The organism is Nocardia brasiliensis IFM 10847 (assembly GCF_000710915.1).
GTDB lineage: Bacteria > Actinomycetota > Actinomycetes > Mycobacteriales > Mycobacteriaceae > Nocardia > Nocardia brasiliensis_A.
The window spans coordinates 36635-54132 of record NZ_BAUA01000185.1; the positions used below are offsets into that span (position 1 = coordinate 36635).

14 protein-coding genes are annotated in these 17498 nt (G+C 67.6%); 10 read left to right on the forward strand and 4 right to left on the reverse strand.

Annotation, left to right across the window (positions count from 1 at the left end; all coding sequences use genetic code 11):
* The first annotated feature begins 2 nt into the window (after positions 1 to 2).
* Positions 3 to 1616, forward strand: a complete 1614-nt coding sequence (locus NBRGI_RS36185; RefSeq protein WP_029901667.1) for a hypothetical protein — start codon at positions 3 to 5, stop codon at positions 1614 to 1616.
* 98 nt (positions 1617 to 1714) lie between these two features.
* Here the strand turns inward: NBRGI_RS36185 and NBRGI_RS36190 are convergent, their stop codons facing one another.
* Positions 1715 to 1912 (reverse strand): hypothetical protein, encoded by a 198-nt coding sequence (locus NBRGI_RS36190; protein WP_029901668.1) that lies wholly within the window; start codon positions 1910 to 1912, stop codon positions 1715 to 1717.
* Positions 1913 to 2130: 218 nt separating this feature from the next.
* Between NBRGI_RS36190 and NBRGI_RS36195 the strand changes: the two genes are divergently transcribed.
* Genes NBRGI_RS36195 through NBRGI_RS36205 form a run of 3 tightly spaced genes read left to right on the forward strand, consistent with a single transcriptional unit; the run spans position 2131 to position 7257 of the window.
* The gene (locus NBRGI_RS36195) at positions 2131 to 3954 is read left to right on the forward strand and encodes a hypothetical protein (RefSeq protein ID WP_148311090.1); all 1824 of its coding nucleotides are present in this window, start codon (positions 2131 to 2133) and stop codon (positions 3952 to 3954) included.
* Positions 3944 to 5830 carry a TOMM precursor leader peptide-binding protein gene (locus NBRGI_RS36200; RefSeq protein ID WP_029901670.1) on the forward strand — a complete coding sequence of 629 codons (1887 nt, stop codon included), beginning with the start codon at positions 3944 to 3946 and terminating at the stop codon, positions 5828 to 5830. The genes NBRGI_RS36195 and NBRGI_RS36200 overlap by 11 nt, the downstream gene beginning before the upstream one ends.
* A gap of 11 nt (positions 5831 to 5841) precedes the next feature.
* Entirely contained in the window at positions 5842 to 7257 is a 1416-nt protein-coding gene (locus NBRGI_RS36205; RefSeq protein WP_158439991.1) for a SagB family peptide dehydrogenase, read from the forward strand.
* Positions 7258 to 7322: 65 nt separating this feature from the next.
* Here the strand turns inward: NBRGI_RS36205 and NBRGI_RS36210 are convergent, their stop codons facing one another.
* From NBRGI_RS36210 to NBRGI_RS36220, 3 genes are all read right to left on the reverse strand, one after another.
* The gene (locus NBRGI_RS36210; RefSeq protein WP_029901672.1) at positions 7323 to 7742 is read right to left on the reverse strand and encodes a Dabb family protein; all 420 of its coding nucleotides are present in this window, start codon (positions 7740 to 7742) and stop codon (positions 7323 to 7325) included.
* 37 nt (positions 7743 to 7779) lie between these two features.
* The gene (locus NBRGI_RS36215) at positions 7780 to 8982 is read right to left on the reverse strand and encodes an MFS transporter (protein ID WP_051728288.1); all 1203 of its coding nucleotides are present in this window, start codon (positions 8980 to 8982) and stop codon (positions 7780 to 7782) included.
* Positions 8983 to 9145: 163 nt separating this feature from the next.
* Complete coding sequence (locus tag NBRGI_RS36220; protein ID WP_029901674.1) at positions 9146 to 9688, reverse strand: gamma carbonic anhydrase family protein; 543 nt, start codon at positions 9686 to 9688, stop codon at positions 9146 to 9148.
* Positions 9689 to 9893: 205 nt separating this feature from the next.
* On the opposite strand from NBRGI_RS36220, the gene NBRGI_RS36225 reads away from it, so the two are divergent.
* The 6 genes from NBRGI_RS36225 (at position 9894) to NBRGI_RS36250 (ending at position 17477) form a co-directional block, all read left to right on the forward strand.
* A complete protein-coding gene (locus NBRGI_RS36225; protein ID WP_148311091.1) occupies positions 9894 to 10313 on the forward strand; it encodes a hypothetical protein in 420 nt (139 codons plus the stop codon).
* A gap of 64 nt (positions 10314 to 10377) precedes the next feature.
* Positions 10378 to 11523 (forward strand): LLM class flavin-dependent oxidoreductase, encoded by a 1146-nt coding sequence (locus tag NBRGI_RS36230; RefSeq protein WP_029901676.1) that lies wholly within the window; start codon positions 10378 to 10380, stop codon positions 11521 to 11523.
* 13 nt (positions 11524 to 11536) lie between these two features.
* Positions 11537 to 12385, forward strand: coding sequence for a class I SAM-dependent methyltransferase (locus NBRGI_RS36235; RefSeq protein WP_029901677.1), 849 nt, complete (start codon positions 11537 to 11539; stop codon positions 12383 to 12385).
* 40 nt (positions 12386 to 12425) lie between these two features.
* Entirely contained in the window at positions 12426 to 14819 is a 2394-nt protein-coding gene (locus tag NBRGI_RS36240; protein WP_029901678.1) for a hypothetical protein, read from the forward strand.
* Between the two features lie 37 nt (positions 14820 to 14856).
* Positions 14857 to 15138 (forward strand): acyl carrier protein, encoded by a 282-nt coding sequence (locus NBRGI_RS36245; RefSeq protein ID WP_029901679.1) that lies wholly within the window; start codon positions 14857 to 14859, stop codon positions 15136 to 15138.
* Positions 15135 to 17477 carry an MMPL family transporter gene (locus tag NBRGI_RS36250; RefSeq protein ID WP_029901680.1) on the forward strand — a complete coding sequence of 781 codons (2343 nt, stop codon included), beginning with the start codon at positions 15135 to 15137 and terminating at the stop codon, positions 17475 to 17477. Before NBRGI_RS36245 ends, NBRGI_RS36250 begins: the two co-directional genes overlap by 4 nt.
* The last annotated feature ends 21 nt before the right edge of the window (positions 17478 to 17498 follow it).

A 17498-nucleotide genomic window follows, 5' to 3' on the forward strand; every position in this document is an offset into this window, starting at 1 on the left:
CCGTGTCGGGCGATACGCGAGCACGCACGGCGACGGCCACCGCCGCGCGCGGCACCGAGAACCGAGGCATCTTCGACGATCCCGCGAAAGTATTTGCGGCAGGCGGTGTTCCGACGGCAGCCGCAACCCCTGCGGCCCTCGCCGCACGGCGTAGGGCACACGCACTGGTGCTGGCCGTGGACCGGCTGCTCACCCAGTACGTTTCGGACGTGGACAGCAAGGCGGTCCAGTGGCACGAGGGCGAGGCTCCGTTCGTCATCGGAACCAGGTGCCGGGCAGCACAATCGACGGTTCGCCGGATGGAGGCGATCCTGCGCACCGAGGCACCGGTGCCCGCCGACGGTTGGGCTGCCACACTCGGCGCCTTCGTCCTGGCGCAGCGCTACCTCGCGCGCCTCGTCACGCCCGAGGGGGCCACGCGGGTGAGCGCGGCCCGCCGTGCGCTGGAACAGGCTGCGGCGCTTGCCCCGCCGGAGCCGAAGCCGAAGCCGCTGACCGTGGGTTGGCACGTCGTAGCCGACGACAGCGGTGCGCTCGTCGGCTATGTGAACGTCAAGAATGCCTCACTCATCGAGCTGTACGACGCCGATCTCGCATGGATCGATGCGATCGAAACCCCGATTGTCTCGGAAGGATTGGGGCCGATCGACTACCTGCCGATCGCTTGGGGGCTGGGCCGGCTCGGATACCAGCTCGGCGGACGGCTCGCCGCGGCCATGCTGCGGCGTCTGGCCACCGTCTCGACGCGCCGATTCGCCCAGCGATCGGTATTCATCGCCGGTACTTTGAAGGGCGCGGGCCAGGCCGTCCCCGTCATCGCGGGTGAGCAGGCCGCACACGTCTGGATCATGTCGGAGGCGCTGACGGCTCAGGCGGTGCGGACGCAAGCGACGGCCGCCGCGCGGACGATCGCCGCGGAGGAAGGGATCACCGAGATCGCGGCCGCCGAGGCAACCGTCGGGAAGACCGGTGTGCCCAGGCCCGGAATCGGCGCAGGATCGACCTCGACCGGAGCCACGGCGACAACCCAGAGCGCCGGGACGGCAGCGGCCGCCACGGCGGGCGCCACCGCGGCGCGGCCCGGTAGCTCGTTGGGCAAAGAAGCCGAGGCCCCGGTACTGCAGGCCTATCACCCGAACGCGCTGAGCGCACCGGAGAACTTCCGCGCCTATGACGCGTACGAAGGTGGTACCGCCCAATACTTCATCACGCGCGAACGCTACAAGAACGGATGGATCCTGGTCGTGAACAAGGTGGTGTCCGGAGCTCGCTGGATCAGCCTCAAAAGAGTTCTCGAGCACGCCGATGCCACCCCGGAGAACATCCGCAAGCATGTGGACAACGCCATGCGGGATATGGAGCGCGACGCCAACGATCGCTCCGCCCGCAAACCGGCTCGTGACCCGGACCCGATCGACCCGAACACCCACGAACGGGTGATCAAAGAGCATCCGGCGGGCGTCACGCTGCACATCACCTATCCGGGTCCGGTTACCGCGGAGACCGCCGCCGCCCTCGAGCAGGCCGCGCGCGCCGCGGCCCGCAATTCCGGCCGTATCGAGGATCTGCCGAATTTCGAGCTCTTGCTCAACGGCCGGCGTATTCCACTGGATTGAGCATTCCTTCTTCGAATCGGGACAGCAGAAGACGGGCGAGCCGCCCATCGACGTGGTCCCCCGGTAAGCGCTACCGGGGGACCTGTTCCGACAGACCGTTACGCTTCGAGCCCGTCGAGCTGATTGCTGGTGTCGCGGCCGCAGGTACTGCACACGCAGTAACCGCAGGTGCAACAGGCGGAGCAGTCGCAGGGCGGGATCAGGCCGGTCGGGGCCGAGCGGTCGTCGGCCATGGTCAGATTTTCGGGTTCGAGATTCAGTAGTTCGAGGGCGAGATTCGCCGAGGTGATAGGCATGTGCCGGTCCTCTCCTGGATGGATTCGTGCAGGAACTTCGAATATGCCTGCCGCGCTTTCCCTTCCGACAGGGCAGCACTCCCGGCGGGATCGGGAAGAATTCCCGGGTCACCGGTCGAGTGCGGCCGGGAAGATTTCCCGGCCGTTCGGGAATTCGTGCTCTGTCGGTGTGACCGGCATACGTGTGATGGTGCTCCAGGAGGCGAAAGGAGTCCGGTATGCGTCCACGCTTGCACCCGGCCGTGCGCTATGTGGCTTGCCCCGACGGGGTGTACCTGTTCGGCGATCGCGGCGCACGCACGTTGCGTGGAGCCCGGGCCTTCGCCTGGCTCAGCCGCCTCGAACCGTATCTGAACGGCGCGTTCGAACTGGATGAACTGACCGCCGCGCTACCCGCCGAACAGCGCTCGACGGTCGAGGGCATGGTGACGGCGCTGCACCAGCACGGATTCGTGACCGACGCGCAGGGCGATCTACCGCACCGGCTTTCCGACGCGGAACTGCGTATTTACGCACGGGAGATCGCCTTTCTCGCCTGCGCGATCGATGCAGCGGAACACCGGTTCCAACGCCACCGGGAGGCGCGGGTGACCGTGCTCGGTTCGGTGGGCACCGAGCGCGTCGTGAGCGCGGTCGTCGCGGCCGGGGTGCGATCAGGGTGGGCGAATGTGCGCGTTGCCACGGCCGGGCAGGAGGAGACCGAGTTGATGCGCACCGTCGAGGCCGCACGACGGGACGAGCACCAGCGCGTCTGCCTGACCCCGGATCCGGAATTGCGGGATACCGATGTCGTACTGCAAATCGCCGACACCACAGCGGAATTGACGTCGCTCGCGCAGCGATGCCCGGATCACGTTGCGCTCGGGCAGCTGCTGCTCGGCAGCGAGGAAGCCTGGCTGACCGAGGCTGATGCTCCCGCCGACACCTCTTGCTGGAAACGCTTGCGGGCCAACCGCAAAGGCACGATCACGCCGGGCCCGAACCGCTGGCTGACCGGACCGGTGCCCGCGATACTGGCGGCGCACCTGGTGCTGGGCGTCTTCCGCCATCGCACCGGTTTGGCCGCGCTGCCCCCGCCTACGCGCGGCGGACAGCGGGTGACCCGCGTGGATCTGCGTACCCTGGACATGACAGCGCACCGCGTCACACCGATTGCTGCTGTCGCCGAGGATGATTCACCCGCGCCCGCTCGACCCGGCAACCAGATCGCATCATCTCCTGACGAATTGCTCACCAGGGCCGCAATGCTCGTCGACGAGCACACAGGGGCGCTCTGCGCCTTCGGCGAGGGCGATCTGCCGCAGTTCCCGCTCTCGCTCTGCCGGGCGGTGGTCTCCGATCCGGCCACGGTGATCCCGTCTCCGGCTCCGCTCCCCTCGGTGCTCGGGTGGGGTCCCGATCAGCACACGGCCCGTACCCGTACGGTGCTGCGCGCGCTGGCCGTGCACGCCTGGCTCACCGCACCTGCGATCTCGGCCGTGGATCTCGTGACCGGCCGGACGCTCGTCCCGCCGATACGATCGGCACGCGACAGAGCGAACCTGCCGGCCGTCGGTGTCGCGGCCGGACTCACCCGCTCGGACGCCATCCAGTGGGGCCTACGCCAGCAAAGCGAGGCGCTGCTGCTCGAGCGTCGAGCGGAGTGGACAGCGCGGTCCCCGCTACCGGACGAGCGAATACCGCTCGACGGCAATGGCGTTCGGCTCCGTCATCAGCTCGACGTAGTCGGCGGCAAGACGACGGTGCTGGACCTGAGCGACATCCTGGGGGTCCCGGCCTACGCGGTGCGGACGGCTCACGGTCACGAAGTCGTGAGTTGCGCGACCACCGCGCCCGACGCCCTGCGCGACGGAATGGAGCGCGCTCTCCTGGCCTGGCAAGGACATCCGGACGACTGCGCCGCGGCGACGATCAGGACGTCCGAGAATCCCGAACTCCTTGTCAAGGCCCTGCACGAGTCCGGATTCACCGCTGTCGCACTGGAACTCGCCGACGAACTCGCACTCGTGCACTGCGTCCGGGTGGTGCTCGATGCCGCATGACATCGCCGTGCTCGGCGCGGGGCTGCTCGCCACCGCGGTGCGCGACGCGGTAGCGGCCACCGGCCACCGCGTCCGCACCGCCGACGAAACACCGTACGACGCGCTGATCGTCGCCGACGACACCTCGGCGGCGACGGCCGCAACGAGTCCAGCGGTGCCGTGGTTTCCGGTGCGGCTGAACCACACTCGTGTCCTCGTCGGGCCCGGCGGCTTACCCGGCCGTCCAGGGTGTCCGACCTGCGCCGACAGGCGACGCGAGCACAATCGCGCCGACGCGCCGCAACGCGCGGCACTGTCCGAACGATTCGGCGCGGACCTGCTCCGGCGGCCCTCACCCCTGCTCTTGGCGACCACCGCAGCAGCCGCGGCGGCGCTGGCGGTCGCCGAAGTGGAAAAACTACTGACAGGTGCGCCGAATTCCGTCCAGTGGAGCCTGGATCTGGAAACCGCGGCCACGACAACCCACACCGTCATGGCTGATCCGCTGTGCCCGGACTGCTCGGACCTCCCCGGCGACGGTCCCGGGATCGCGCGAAACCTGTTCGCGCCGAATACCGGCCGGCGCGGCCTGCGCACCCGCGACCTCACCGCGGCGCTGCCGGAACTGCAGCGGATCTACGTCGACGCGGACACCGGGACGATCCGCGAGCTCACCACCTGGACCACTGTGACGTCTCCCGTCTCCAGGGCCGCCATCGAATCCGAACAGTCCCCCGCGAGCAGCCACGGGTACGGTCGCGGCTTCGGTGTCGACGCGACCAAGGCCGCCGCAGTAGCCGAGGCGCTCGAACGGCTCGGCGGACAACGTCCACGCGGTCGACGCACCACGGTCCGCGCGGCGTACACCGAAGTCGCGGGTCGAGCCGTCGATCCCCGCGCCTTCGGCCTGTACTCCGATGCGCGCTACGACGCCCCCGGGTTCTGGTTCCATCGCTACCACCCGGGCCTGGAAATCCCTTGGGTGTGGGCCTATTCGTACGCCCGTGCCGAAGCCGTGCTGGTACCGGAGTGCCTGGCGTACTACGGCGTGCACGACCGCCGTTTCGCCTACGAGACGTCCAACGGTTGCGCCGTCGGCAGTTCGCTCGCCGAGGCGGCGCTGCACGGGCTGCTGGAGGTCACCGAACGGGACGCGTTCCTGCTCACCTGGTATGCCCGGCTGCCGGTGCCGCGCGTGGACCTGGATTCCGCGACGGATCGCCGGATTCCGCTGCTGGCCGATCTCGTCGCGCACGAATTCGGGTACGAGGTGGCGGCATTCGACTGCACGACCGAGACGCGCGTCCCCGCGTACTGGCTGATGGCCGTCGATCAGAAACCCGGCGAGAACAGGCCGGCGGTCCTCTGCGGCGCGGCCGCGCACGTCTTCCCGGAGCACGCGCTGCTGAGCGGAATACAGGAAATGCTCACCATGCTGGAGGCGTTCGTCGCTCGATACGACCCGGAATCGGCACGGCAGATGGTGGCCGACAGCGACCGCGTCGGCGACATGGACGATCACAGCACGCTCTACGGTCATCCAGACGCCTTCGGGCGCTTGGGTTTCCTCCCCCTCGACGGACCGCGGCAACCCATACCGCCCGCCGCCTGGCCCGAATTCGCCGATCTCACCCAGGATCTCGGGCACCTGGCCGAGCGGTATCGCGCGTGCGACCTCGATGTCCTGATCGTCGATCAGACCTCGGCGGAGCACCGGGCGGGCGGGTTCGCCTGCGCCAAGGTGCTCGTGCCCGGCACGGTGCCGATGACGTTCGGGCACCGGAACCGGCGCGATCACGGCCTGCCGCGCATCCGCACGGCACCGAGGGTTCTCGGCTACGCCGAGCACGACCTCGGCGCGGACGAGATCAATCCGCACCCGCACCCCTTCCCATGAGGGAGCAGTTCATGGACGCCGACACTGCGCTGACCACGTTCCTCGACCGCAGCCGCGGCCCCGCACGCGGGCCGATCGACTGGAACGCCGCCCCCGCACGGTACAAACGCTATCCCGACGCCGCACGGGTCGACCTGCCGTGGGGTGACGAAGCGACCGCTACGTCGCTGATCGGCGCCCTACTGCTCGACATGTGCGGTATCACGCGCTTGATGTGGACCCCCGTACTCGATCACGACGGCGTACCCACCCCAGGCGCGTTCAAGGTCCAGCACGGCAGGTCCGCACCGTCGGGCGGCGCGCTGTATCCGCTGGAAGCCTACGTCGCCGCGCAATCACCCGAACCCGGCCTCTACCACTATGATCCGGCACATCACTGCCTCGAACTGTTACGGCCGGGCGAGCACCGAGCGGCCTTGGCCGCACTGGTTTCCGACGCCCCGGGCGCCCTTCCCGCCGCAGTGCTCGTGCTCACGGCACGGTTCTGGCGCAACGGATTCAAATACGGCGAGTTCGGGTACCGTTTGCAGACCCAGGAAGTCGGCGTACTCGCCGCCCAAGCAGCAGCGGTGGCCGAACGCCTCGGTACCAGTGTGGACACCCGCCTGCATTTCGCCGACGACCAGGTGCACGAACTGCTCGACCTCGATCCACGTGCGGAAGACGCGCTGGCGATGATGTTCGTAGGCCAGGACACCACGACTGCGAACGCCCCGGCCTACCGCGAGCTGATCGCCGTGACCCCGGCCCGCGCCGCGGAGCGAACTCCCGCGATCACCGACACACTGCCCGCCATGGCCGCCCTGCACACCGATTCGGGTGTGCTGCCCGAAGACTCGGTCTCGTATCCGATCGAGGGAGGGCACGAACTACGGCTGCCCCGGGTACCAGTGGCTGTCAACGCGGGCATAGCGGGCCGATCCTCCCCTGCCGACGGGTTCCGTCCACGTGCCATCGAATTGATCCGACTGGCCGGACTGATCGGCGCGGTCGCCGACGGCTGGGCCGGATTCGGCCGCGGTGGCGCGCTGTACTGCGTTGTCGCCCGGGTCGACGGGATCGCGCCGGGCAGGTACCGCTATCACCCGGTGCGCCATGCCCTCGTCGAAATCAGTTCCGGCATAGCCGATTCGATCCGGTGCCACCCGGTCGTGGGCGAGGCTGCCGCGGTCCTGCTGCCAGTCGGTGATCTGCACGCGGGCACCGGAGCACGCTGGTACCGAACAGTCCAGGCCGATGCGGGCGTGGTCCTGCAACGCGGCGCGCTCGCCGCTGCTGCACTCGGTCTGGCCGCGCGTATCCACTCCGGCGAAACGCCCGATTTCACGGCCGATCTCGCGGGCACCCGAAGCGTGCTCGCCGCACTGCTGGTCGGCGTCCCGCGCGCGGTTTCGACACTGGAGCAACGAATCCACCCGAGCGGGTGAAGCACCGGGAACAACGCGAAAGCCCCTGCCGGACAATCTGTCCGCCAGGGGCTTCGGGCCGGGTACTACTTCTCGCCGTGCGCGCCGGGTGCGGCACTACCGCTGTATTCGCCGAGATCGGAGACCAGCTTGGTCAGTTCCGGGTCGCTGTCGTAGCGGCGCTGGTGCAGTTCGGCGATCTTCTTTCCCATCTCCGGATCCGCGTCGTCGGTGATGTCGAACGAGGCGAACTTGTCGACCAGCGGCAGGCCGACGCGGTCGGTGTTGCGGTGGGCGGGATGGATCAGGTACTCCCAGTAGCCTGCCAGGTCCTCGATGACGAAGACCGCGCCCCACTCGTATTCGCCGCCGAAGTCGGGGCCGACGACGAAGGACTTCACCGAGGGGATGACCCGGCCCTGGTTGCGCAGGCTCTCGAGGGCTTCCTCGACCGCCTCGGGGGTGGCGTCGGGGCGGAGGGTGAAGCGGTTGCCGTGGTAGATCATTTCTGTCAGCTTTCTGTGTGGTGGGAAATCGGTTGTCTTACTTGGCTTTACGGAGCAGTGGCAGCGCCAGGGCGGCACCCGCGAGCATGGCGAGGCCGGTCCAGACGAACGCGCCGCTGATGCTGGTGGCTCGGATGAGCGGCTGCAGGATCAGTGGGGAGACGAACTGGCCCAGGAAGATTCCGGTGACCAAGCCGCTGAGGATGCGGCCACGGCCGGCGGCTGGGGCGAGGTCGCTCAAGCGCAGATTCAGATTGGGCACCGCGAGACCGACGCCGAAGCCGCCCACGAGCAGGCCTGCCACCACCGGCGCCACCGAATTCGCGGTGCCGACCAGCACCCAGCCCGCACCGAGCAGGGCGACGCTGGCGGCGGTAATGGCGCTGGGCGTCCACCGCCCTCGCAGCGGCGAGAAGGTCAGTGCGCCGGCGACACTGCTCAGGGTGGTCGCGGCGATCACCGCGCCGACCACGGCAGGCCCCGTGCCCAATTCCGCCAGCAGGAACGGCAACTGGGTGGGCGCCATGTAGAAGGCGAGCGTCACCAGGAAGGCGAGCAGGTACAGCCCGGCGATCGGCCGGAAGATGCCCGGCCGCGGCAGACCCGCCTCGACCACGCCGGTCGGCTCGGAAGCCTTGTCGCGCCGCTGCTCTCGCAGGGCGAACAGCGCGAACGGCAGGATGGCGACCGAGACGGCATAGATCCAGAACGGCGACTTCCAGTTCGAGGCGGCGAGCAGCCCCGCCAGCGGCAGGAACACGACTCCGCCGATACTGGCGAAAGCCTGTTGCAGCCCTAGGAAAGACGCTCGCTTCGGGCCGTCGAACCAGTCGGTGATGGTGGCGCTGACGGCCGTCATGATGCCGCCGACCGCGACGCCGACCAGGGCCCGGGTCACCAACAGCACGCCGAGGGTGTCGACGAAGAAACCGGCCGCGCCCGCCACCGCGAACAGTGCCAGACTGCCGACCAGCAGCGGTTTACGCCCGACGCGGTCGGCGGTCATCCCCGCCAGCGGCGCCGTGATGCCGATGGCCAGCGACGTGATGGTCAGCACCAGCCGTACCAGTACGTCCGCGCCGGCCACTCCCGCGAAGACCTCGCGCATGGCGGGCAGGCTCGGTGCGATGACGGCCGGCGCCATCACGGTCAGCATCGCGGCGGCCAATATCGTGGCCCGGGCGGTGCGTCCCGGTGCGGCAGCTTCCCTCTGCACCCCCTCTTCGATTGCCGCGCTCATGGTGTTCCTCCTCGATGTCGCGCAGGTCGTGCTCCCTTGCTGACATCGACTTTTGCACCGCCGCCCCACCCCTCGCGTCGGTGATTTTCACCTAGATCCGCCTAGGCGGCGGTGTAGGTAACGCGTCCCTGCGGCACCGACCGGGGTCGCCTGAGGAATCTCCTCAGTCGACCGCTGTGCCCGGCACGGCGACAACACCTTTGCGGTGGCGCCGCGCGAGGTCCGCGTAATAGCCGGGATTGATCTTTATCCACGCCTCGAAATCGGTGCCCTCGATCGGCCGCCGGACCCGCATCGGCGCACCCGAGGCGAGCACACCGGGCGGGACGTCGAATCCCGCGGGCACCAGGGAGTGCGCCGCGATCAGCGAACCGGCGCCGATCTTCGCACCGTCCAGAACCGAGCTCATATTGCCGAGAATGCATTCCGCACCGAGTATCGCGCCGTGCACCAGACAGCCGTGCGCCACGGTCGCACCGGGACCGATCTCGGTGAGCATGTCGGGCACACCGTGCAGAACCGAATTGTCTTGAATATTCGCGTCTTCGCGAACGATTATCGGTGAGATATCACCGCGCAGCACCGCCCCGTACCATACGGACGCGCCCGCGGCCACCCGGACGTCGCCGATGAGCGTCGCGGTCGGCGCAATGAATGCCGTGGGATGAACGACCGGGCATTTGCCTTCGAACTCAAAGAGATTCATGCGGAGACAATAGGCGCCGACGCCGCGCGAACACCATGCGCGCGGTCGTCCGCGACCGGACGGAAAGCGCCTCCCGGCCCCGTTGACACCCAGGATCGAGACCGCCTACCGTGCAAATATCACGGTGGGCATCGAAGTCGAATTGAAATAGCCGTATCCGGCAAAGGCCTATAGCTCGTCGCATAGTGCAGAAGGGGGTTTTCTCGTGTCGAATCCACCTGACCGCCGGCTGTTACTCATCGGCTGGTCGGCCTATATGACGGGCTTCGCCCTGCATTCCGTTGCACACATCTATCTCTGGCATCAAACACCGATTGCTGTTCGCATCTGCGGCATATTCGCCGATGTGGTCGGATTCATCGTGCTGGCGCTGATCGTGCGCAGACACCCTTGGGCCGCCGTCTTGCTCGCGCATTTCGGTTCTTCAGTGGCATTGAGCTTGATCGTGATCCATATTCCGTTCTACTGGGGCCCTTTCAGCCAACCGTGGTATCTCGGCGAAATAGCGCTGCCCTACTGGCTGTCGCTCGTCGCGGGCGTCGCGGGCGGACTGATCGCCACCGCGATCGGAATATCCGCGCACCTCCGCTCACGCGACCGCAAAGATGCCGAACTTCCGCAATGAACGACCACGCCGTGCCCAGACGCCCGAACCGCAGCCAACGAAAAGGTCACTCATGGATCTCACGATGAAACGTTTTCGGACCGGATTACTCGACGCCGGCCTGCATCCCCGATTCACGCCCGATATGCTGCTGCGCAGCAGCCAGATGCTGGCGGCGGCGGGTGGCGCGGATTCGCTGTGGGTTCCCGATCACCTGATCTCGTTGCAGCCGCAATCGGTGTGGACGCCCAAATACGTCGGCGCCGCACATCTGGTGCCCCGCATCCACGCCTGCTACGACCCGTGGCTCGCGCTCGGCTACCTCGCCGCGAAGAACGGCCTGGCCCGCAAGCGGCTCGGTATCGGCGTGACCGACACTGGTCGCCGCAACCCCGCGGTGACCGCGCAGGCTGCCGCGACATTGCATCTGCTGACCGGCGGACGTTCGATCCTCGGCATCGGCCCGGGCGAGCGCTTGAACAATGAGCCGTTCGGCGTCGACTGGCGCACACCCGTGGGCCGATTCGAAGAGGCGATGGCCACGATCCGCCTGCTGTGGGATTCCGACGGTGCGCCGGTCAGCCGCGAATCGCCCTATTTCCCTTTGCACAACGCGGTTTTCGACGTGCCGCCCTATCGCGGGACCCGGCCGGAAGTGTGGATCGCCGCGCACGGCCCGCGCATGCTCCGCATCGCGGGGCGGTACGCCGACGCCTGGTTGCCGGGACTGTCCATCCAGCCCGAGGACTATTCGGCGGGCCTGGACCAGATCCGGACGGCCGCCTCGGACGCCGGACGCGATCCGATGGCCATCCTGCCCGCGGTGACCTTCACCATTCTCACCGCACCGACCCGTGACGCGGTGGACGAGCTGTGCGAGAGCGTCGTCGCACGAACGCTCACCATCAATGCGTCGGCCAAGATGTGGGCCCGGCACGGCGTCGAACATCCACTGGGATCGACCTTCTCGGGTGCGCAGGATCTGCTGCCGCAGAAGCTCGACGAAGCGACCATGCTGTCCTATGCCGAGAAGGCGCCGAGCTCGCTGGTGCGCGACCTGAACATGGTCGGCACACCGAGCGAAATCGTCGAACAGATCGCCGAATGGCGCGACCACGGTGTCCGCTACGCCGTCCTGTTGAACGTCAGCTACTTCCAGCACAGTCTGAGCAAGGGCATGGCGGCGAACGCGCTGCTGGTCCAGATCATGCGGCGGCTGCGCCGACTCTGAACGGATAACCCTCGTGGCCGAATCACTGATCTCCGACATATCCGATACCGCGCGCTGGGTCGCCACCTACCGGGCAGCCGAATCCGCCCGGCCCGACGCACTTTTCGATGACTTTCTCGCCGCGGAACTCGCGGGCAGTCGCGGCGCCGCGATCGCCGCGGCCGCCAAACGCACGCTGCTCGGCGCGTGGTTCTTTGTGGCCCGCACAAAACTGATCGACGACATGATCGCGACATGCGTTGCGCGGGGCTGTGATCGCGTCATCAACTTGGCGGCCGGGCTCGACACGCGGCCCTACCGGCTCGATCTGCCGCCCGACCTGGAATGGCACGAGGCCGACCTGCCCGCGATGATCGACGAGAAACAACAGCGGCTCGCGCGGCGCACACCGCGCTGCCGGATCAGCAGACACCGCGTCGATCTAGCCGATCCGCAGGCGCGACGAGACTTCTTGGACAGCGCCGTCGAGCACGCGGGCAAAACCGTGGTGATCACCGAGGGACTGCTGCTCTACCTTGCCGAAGCCGAGGTCCGATCACTGTCCGCGGACCTGACGCGTACCGAAATAGCCTGGTGGATAACGGATATCATCTCGCCTGCGTTCGTCGCGCTCTCCAAACCCGCCCTCCGCGGCAAGATGAACAACCTCGTCGTCAAATTCGGCCCGGCCACGGGGGTCGGCTACTTCGAGCCGCTCGGCTGGACCGTCGAGGACTGCTCGTCCCATCTCGTCGCCGCGGCTCGGTGGCATCGGCTACCACCGCTGTTACGGCCGTTCGCGCGCCTGCCGCAGCCCGATCCACGACGGCCGGGCTGGTTGCCCACCTCCGCGGTCGCCCTGCTCGGACGCCGTCCGGACTGATCTCGAATCTCACTGTTCCAGCTGTGGAGGAAGCCAACTCATGTCTGTCAGCCGCACCAGACGCCTGCTCGCCGTTGTGTCACAAAGCGCTGTCCTCGGCCCCTCGGCCGCGCGCGTACTCGCAGACCTGGCCGGACCGCGCGACGTGGATATCGCCACGACGCCTGCTCAGGCCCCGGCGCAACCGGAATACGACCAGGTGCTGGCCAGGGCCCGCCGTTTTCTGGACGCGGTCGCGCCCGAAGACCCGCTCTCGCTCGTGCTCGCGGATTCGCTCGAGGCGCTACCGGATGCGCTCGCCGCCGCGGCGGCGGGCAGTGCCGCCGTGCTCACCTTGCTCGTCATCGACCACGACGACTGCCGGTATCGGGCCGCCGAGCCCGACACCGTGAACAGGATGCTGGCCAAGGTCGCGATCTCGCTGCCCGGCACCGTCGAATTCGATCCAGGCCCGCACACCGTGCACGTGTACACCGCCCCGGACCTCGATACCTTTTACGCCGAAGAACACTTCACGCCGCGATGGCAACCCGAACACGAGTGGGTCGTCGCCGCCGATATCGCCTGTGCCTTCGTCGACTCGCTGCAGGTACACCTGCACCAGCGACTGCGCCCCGACTTCTCCGGAAGCGCCGTAGCGCGGGAACTTTCCGCATTCATGAATCGGCGGGCCGGTCAGGACTGGGGCCTGCACTACTACACCGGATCCGGCGTCGCCACCTTCATCGATGACATGGAAGCCCATGCCATGGCGAACGGCAACCCGATCGTCCGGGCGCCGAGCGAGCACAGTCACGGGTGCTCCGCGCTGGCCCGCTGGACCCTGGACGGCGCACCGTTCGTCATCGTGACGACCAGCGGGATGCACGACGAGTTCCGCGGCACGCTGGCCAACCACGTCGCCACGCGCAGTAAGGGATTCATCGTCTGCTGCGATTCGCGGCCGAACCAATGGCATCCCTTCCAGGGCACCATCCACCGCACCGGCGATGCGCGACCGTCCCTGCAGGCGCGCGGGTTTCCGGTGGTCTACATCGAGCGGACCGAGCACCTCGGCGAGGGCCTGCAGCAGGCCTTCGCCGCCTACGACGCCGACCGGGGACCGGTGATGATCCTCGCGACACGCGAAGTACTACAGGCGAATCCGGAAATGGCTGCTCTTGTCGAACCCGCGACTCCCGATCCTCGCACGGCGATCGACCCGCCCGAGCTCGACCGACTGTCCGAGCTGCTCAACTCGGCGCGAGTCCGGCTGCTGTGCCAGGTCGGCCCCTTGTCCGGGCACGCGCAGGAGCTCATGTACGAACTGTCGCACCGTGCGGGCATCGCACTGGCCGACTCGGTCGCACAGCCGGGCACGGTGACTCGCTATCGCGACGGCGCCGTCGTCCCGGAATACCTCGGCACCCTCAGCATGTACGGCTACTCCGCGCGGGTGCACCAATACCTCTACGACAAGGGCGAATTGCGGCCTGCCGACGAGCAGCACGTGATCTTCCTGAACAGTGCGATACCGCAGATCGACACTCCGTTCGCCGATTCGTCGCTGCGCAGGCTGGCCCCGATCCAGATCGTCGAGCACGCCGTCGACCAGGCTCCGTTCGCGGGCCTGACGATGACCGGAAACATCGAGAAGGTCTTGCGCGCCTTGCTGGATCGACTCGACGTAGACCCCGAGGTGCTGGCGCACCGGCGCGCCGCCATCGCCGCGAGCACCGACTCCTACGGTGACGTGGTCGGCTTGCTGCCGCTACGGCCGATGACGACGAACTACTTCTTCCGCCGTCTCGGGTCGGTGCTGGAAGCACTGATCCAGCAGCGTGATTACCGCTATGTCGGCGTCTACGATATCGGCCGGGTCGGCCTCACCGCGGTGAACAACCTGCCCAGGACCAACCGGGGCTTCTCCGGGTGGTACGGACGCGGGCTGATGGGTGACGGCCTGATGGCACTGCCGGGCGTCGTCACCCGGCGCGACGAGCATGTGCTGTGCTTCACCGGTGACGGCTCGGCGGCGATGACGCCGGACATCCTGCCCGCGCTGGTCCATCAGATCGCGGTGGACTGCGCACCGATGCCGAAGAGCCTGAACATCTTCCGGTTCGTCAACGGCAGCCACTCGGTCATCCGCACCTATCGCGAGGGTCTGCGGCCCGGCGCGGTGAGTGGACAGACCGGGGTGCTGACCTTCACCCCGGACGACTGGGACCGGCAGGTCGGGCCGCTCACCATCCGCCATCGGCGCGTAATCGCCTTCGACGACGTGCCTTTCGCCGAGCAGCTCGACCAGAGCAACACGATCAACCTGTATTCGATCTTTCTCGGCCACAACAACGAAGGTGATGGTTTGAGCAGGTTTTCTATGTTGGGATGGCAGCGGGACGAACTCGCGCCCGCCGCGCTGGCGGCAGCGGGGACTTCATTGCCATCTTGACGAGACACCAACGCCGAGTGGACCAGGAGGGGACGTTATGAACAGGGTCGAGATCGAGGAACGCGTCATCGCGTTGATCAGCGAGACGATGGCGCTGCCGGTCGAGGAGATGTCGGATCCGGCGACCAATCTGCGCGAAGACCTCGGCATGGATTCGATGGATTTCGTCGACCTGCTCGTCGATCTGGAACGCCACCTCGGACACCGGGTCGATCGAGAACTCCTGGTCGACATCCGCACCGTGGGTCAGGTGGTCGACCTCGTCGACGATCTGGCCGCGCGGCGGGCGCAGACGGATGCGGCCGAGGCCATTCGTTGACCCGGCAGGCGCCCCCGGCGGCGGACCGCGACGACGCCGGCCGCGACCCGGCCGGCTCCGGTGACGGAAGCCGTTCGGGCTGGCCGGATCTGGTCGCCCGATTCACGGCCGGACGGATCCGGTTGCTCACCGTGGTCTGGATCGTGCTGCTCCTGCTCGGCGCGCTCGGCGGCGCCACCCTGGCCGATTCGCTGAACAGCCAGGGCTGGGACGTGCCCGGGTCGGGCACCGTCGCGGTCCGCGACGAGCTCGCCGCGGGCTTGGCGGGCCGCGGCGCGACCGACGTGCTGCTGGTGATCCACGACAAGCAACAGACCGTCGACAGTCCGGCCTTCGAACAGCGAGCACGGGAGGTGTTCGAGGCCACCGTCGCCGATGCGCGGCTCCAGGTGAGCGGCAGCTTCGGCTGGAACACGCTGTCGCCGTTGAACAGAGGAAAATTCGTCGGCGCGGACCGCCGCACCGTCACCACCGCGATCGGGATCGGCCTCGGCAACGACGAGGCCACCAAGAAGGTTCCAGTGGTGCAGGAGGATCTCGGCGCGCGCTTCGAGGGGCAGGGCCTCGATGTCGCCATCCTCAGCGTGCAGGGCATGCAGGGCGAGGCGAACAAACTCGCCGCCGAGGGCCTGATCCGCAGCGAGCTGCTGGCGTTCCCGTTGATCGTCATCGTGCTGCTGCTGTTGTTCCGCAGTGTGCTGGCGATGGTCGCGGCGATGGCGGTCACCATCACCGGGATCGCGGTGACGCTCGGCATCATCGGCGTCCTCGCGGCCCGCACCGAGCTGTCGATCTTCGTCGAGAACATCGTCCTGATGCTCGGTTTGGGCGTCGGCGTCGACTATTCGCTCGTCATGATCAAACGGTTCAAGGAGGAGCTGGCCGCGGGCCACGATGTGCACGCGTCGGTGCTCCGTACCCTGCGCACGGGCGGCCGTACCGTCGCCACCTCGGGCCTGACCATCATCGTGGCGGCACTGCCGTTGTTCATCGTCCGGATGAACACGATCGTCTCGCTGGCCGTCGGCGCGGTGGTCGTCGTCGCGGTGACCACTGTGACGTCGTTGCTGTTGCTGCCGGTGCTGCTGCACGTACTCGGCCCGCGGATCAATGCGGGAAAGATCCCTATCCCGGCCCGATTCCGCACCGACGAGTCCGCCGACGAGACCCGATTGGCGTCGCATCGGTGGTATCGCCTGGCGGCGACGGTGATGCGACACCGGTTCGCCTTCCTTGGTGCGGGTATCGCGGTGCTGGTTCTGCTCGCGATACCGGCGGCGGACATGAAACTGTCGCTGCCCGGCCCGGAGATCCTGCCGTCGTCATCGGCGATCGGGCGCGGGTTCGACCGCGTCGCAACGCAATACGGACCCGGCGTGGCCGCGCCCATCCAGGTCGTGGTCCGTACGGACGCCGCGGTCACCGACCCATCTGTCGGCAGCGAGCTGAGCGAGTTGGTCGCCGACCTGTCGGCACTCCCCGATGTCGCCGCGGTGAACTCCGCACTGACTGTCACGCAACAGATCTCGCCCGAGTTGCGGTGGCAGGCATTCGACCCCGCAACATTCGACCGGCTCCCGGCCGACGCGCAACAGGGTCTGCGGTACTACGTTTCCGGCGATCGCCAGAAATCTGTCATCGAAGTCATCTCGACCCGCCCCTTCGCGGACGAAGCCACGATCACCCTGCTGGAGCGGGTTCGCGCCCGCACCGAAGCCCTTCCGGCCACGCTGCACGCCGATGTCGGCGGCAATACCGCACGAGCGGTCGACCCCAATCACGAGATCGAGCGAAAGCTGCCCTGGGTCATCGTGCTGATGCTGATCGCGCTCTACGTCGTGCTGTTGATCTCGTTCCGCTCGATCTTCCTGCCGCTCAAAGCGATTCTCATGAACGGGCTCGCGGTGGGCGCGACCTTCGGCGTGCTCGTCGCGATCTTCCAGAAGGGCTGGCTGCCACAGGTACCCGGGCTGGATCAACCCGGCTATCTGCTGTCGTTCGCCCCGATCCTGGTGCTCGCGTTGATGGTCGGGCTGAGCACCGACTACGAAGTGTTCCTGCTCAACCGGGTCCGGGAGCGGTACCTGCAGACCCGGGACAACCATGAAGCGGTCGCCGTCGGCATCGCCCGCACCGCACCGCTGATCACGGGCGCGGCGGTGCTGATGATCGCGGTGTTCGGCGCGTTCGGCTTCGGCGGGTTCCTGCCGATCGAACAGATCGGCATCGGGCTGGCCATCGCGGTCGCCCTGGACGTCACCGTCATCCGCAGCATGATCGTGCCCGCGGCGATGAGCCTGATGGGCCGCTGGAACTGGTGGCCCGGCGACAAGACCTGATTCCGTTGCAAGGGAGTGATT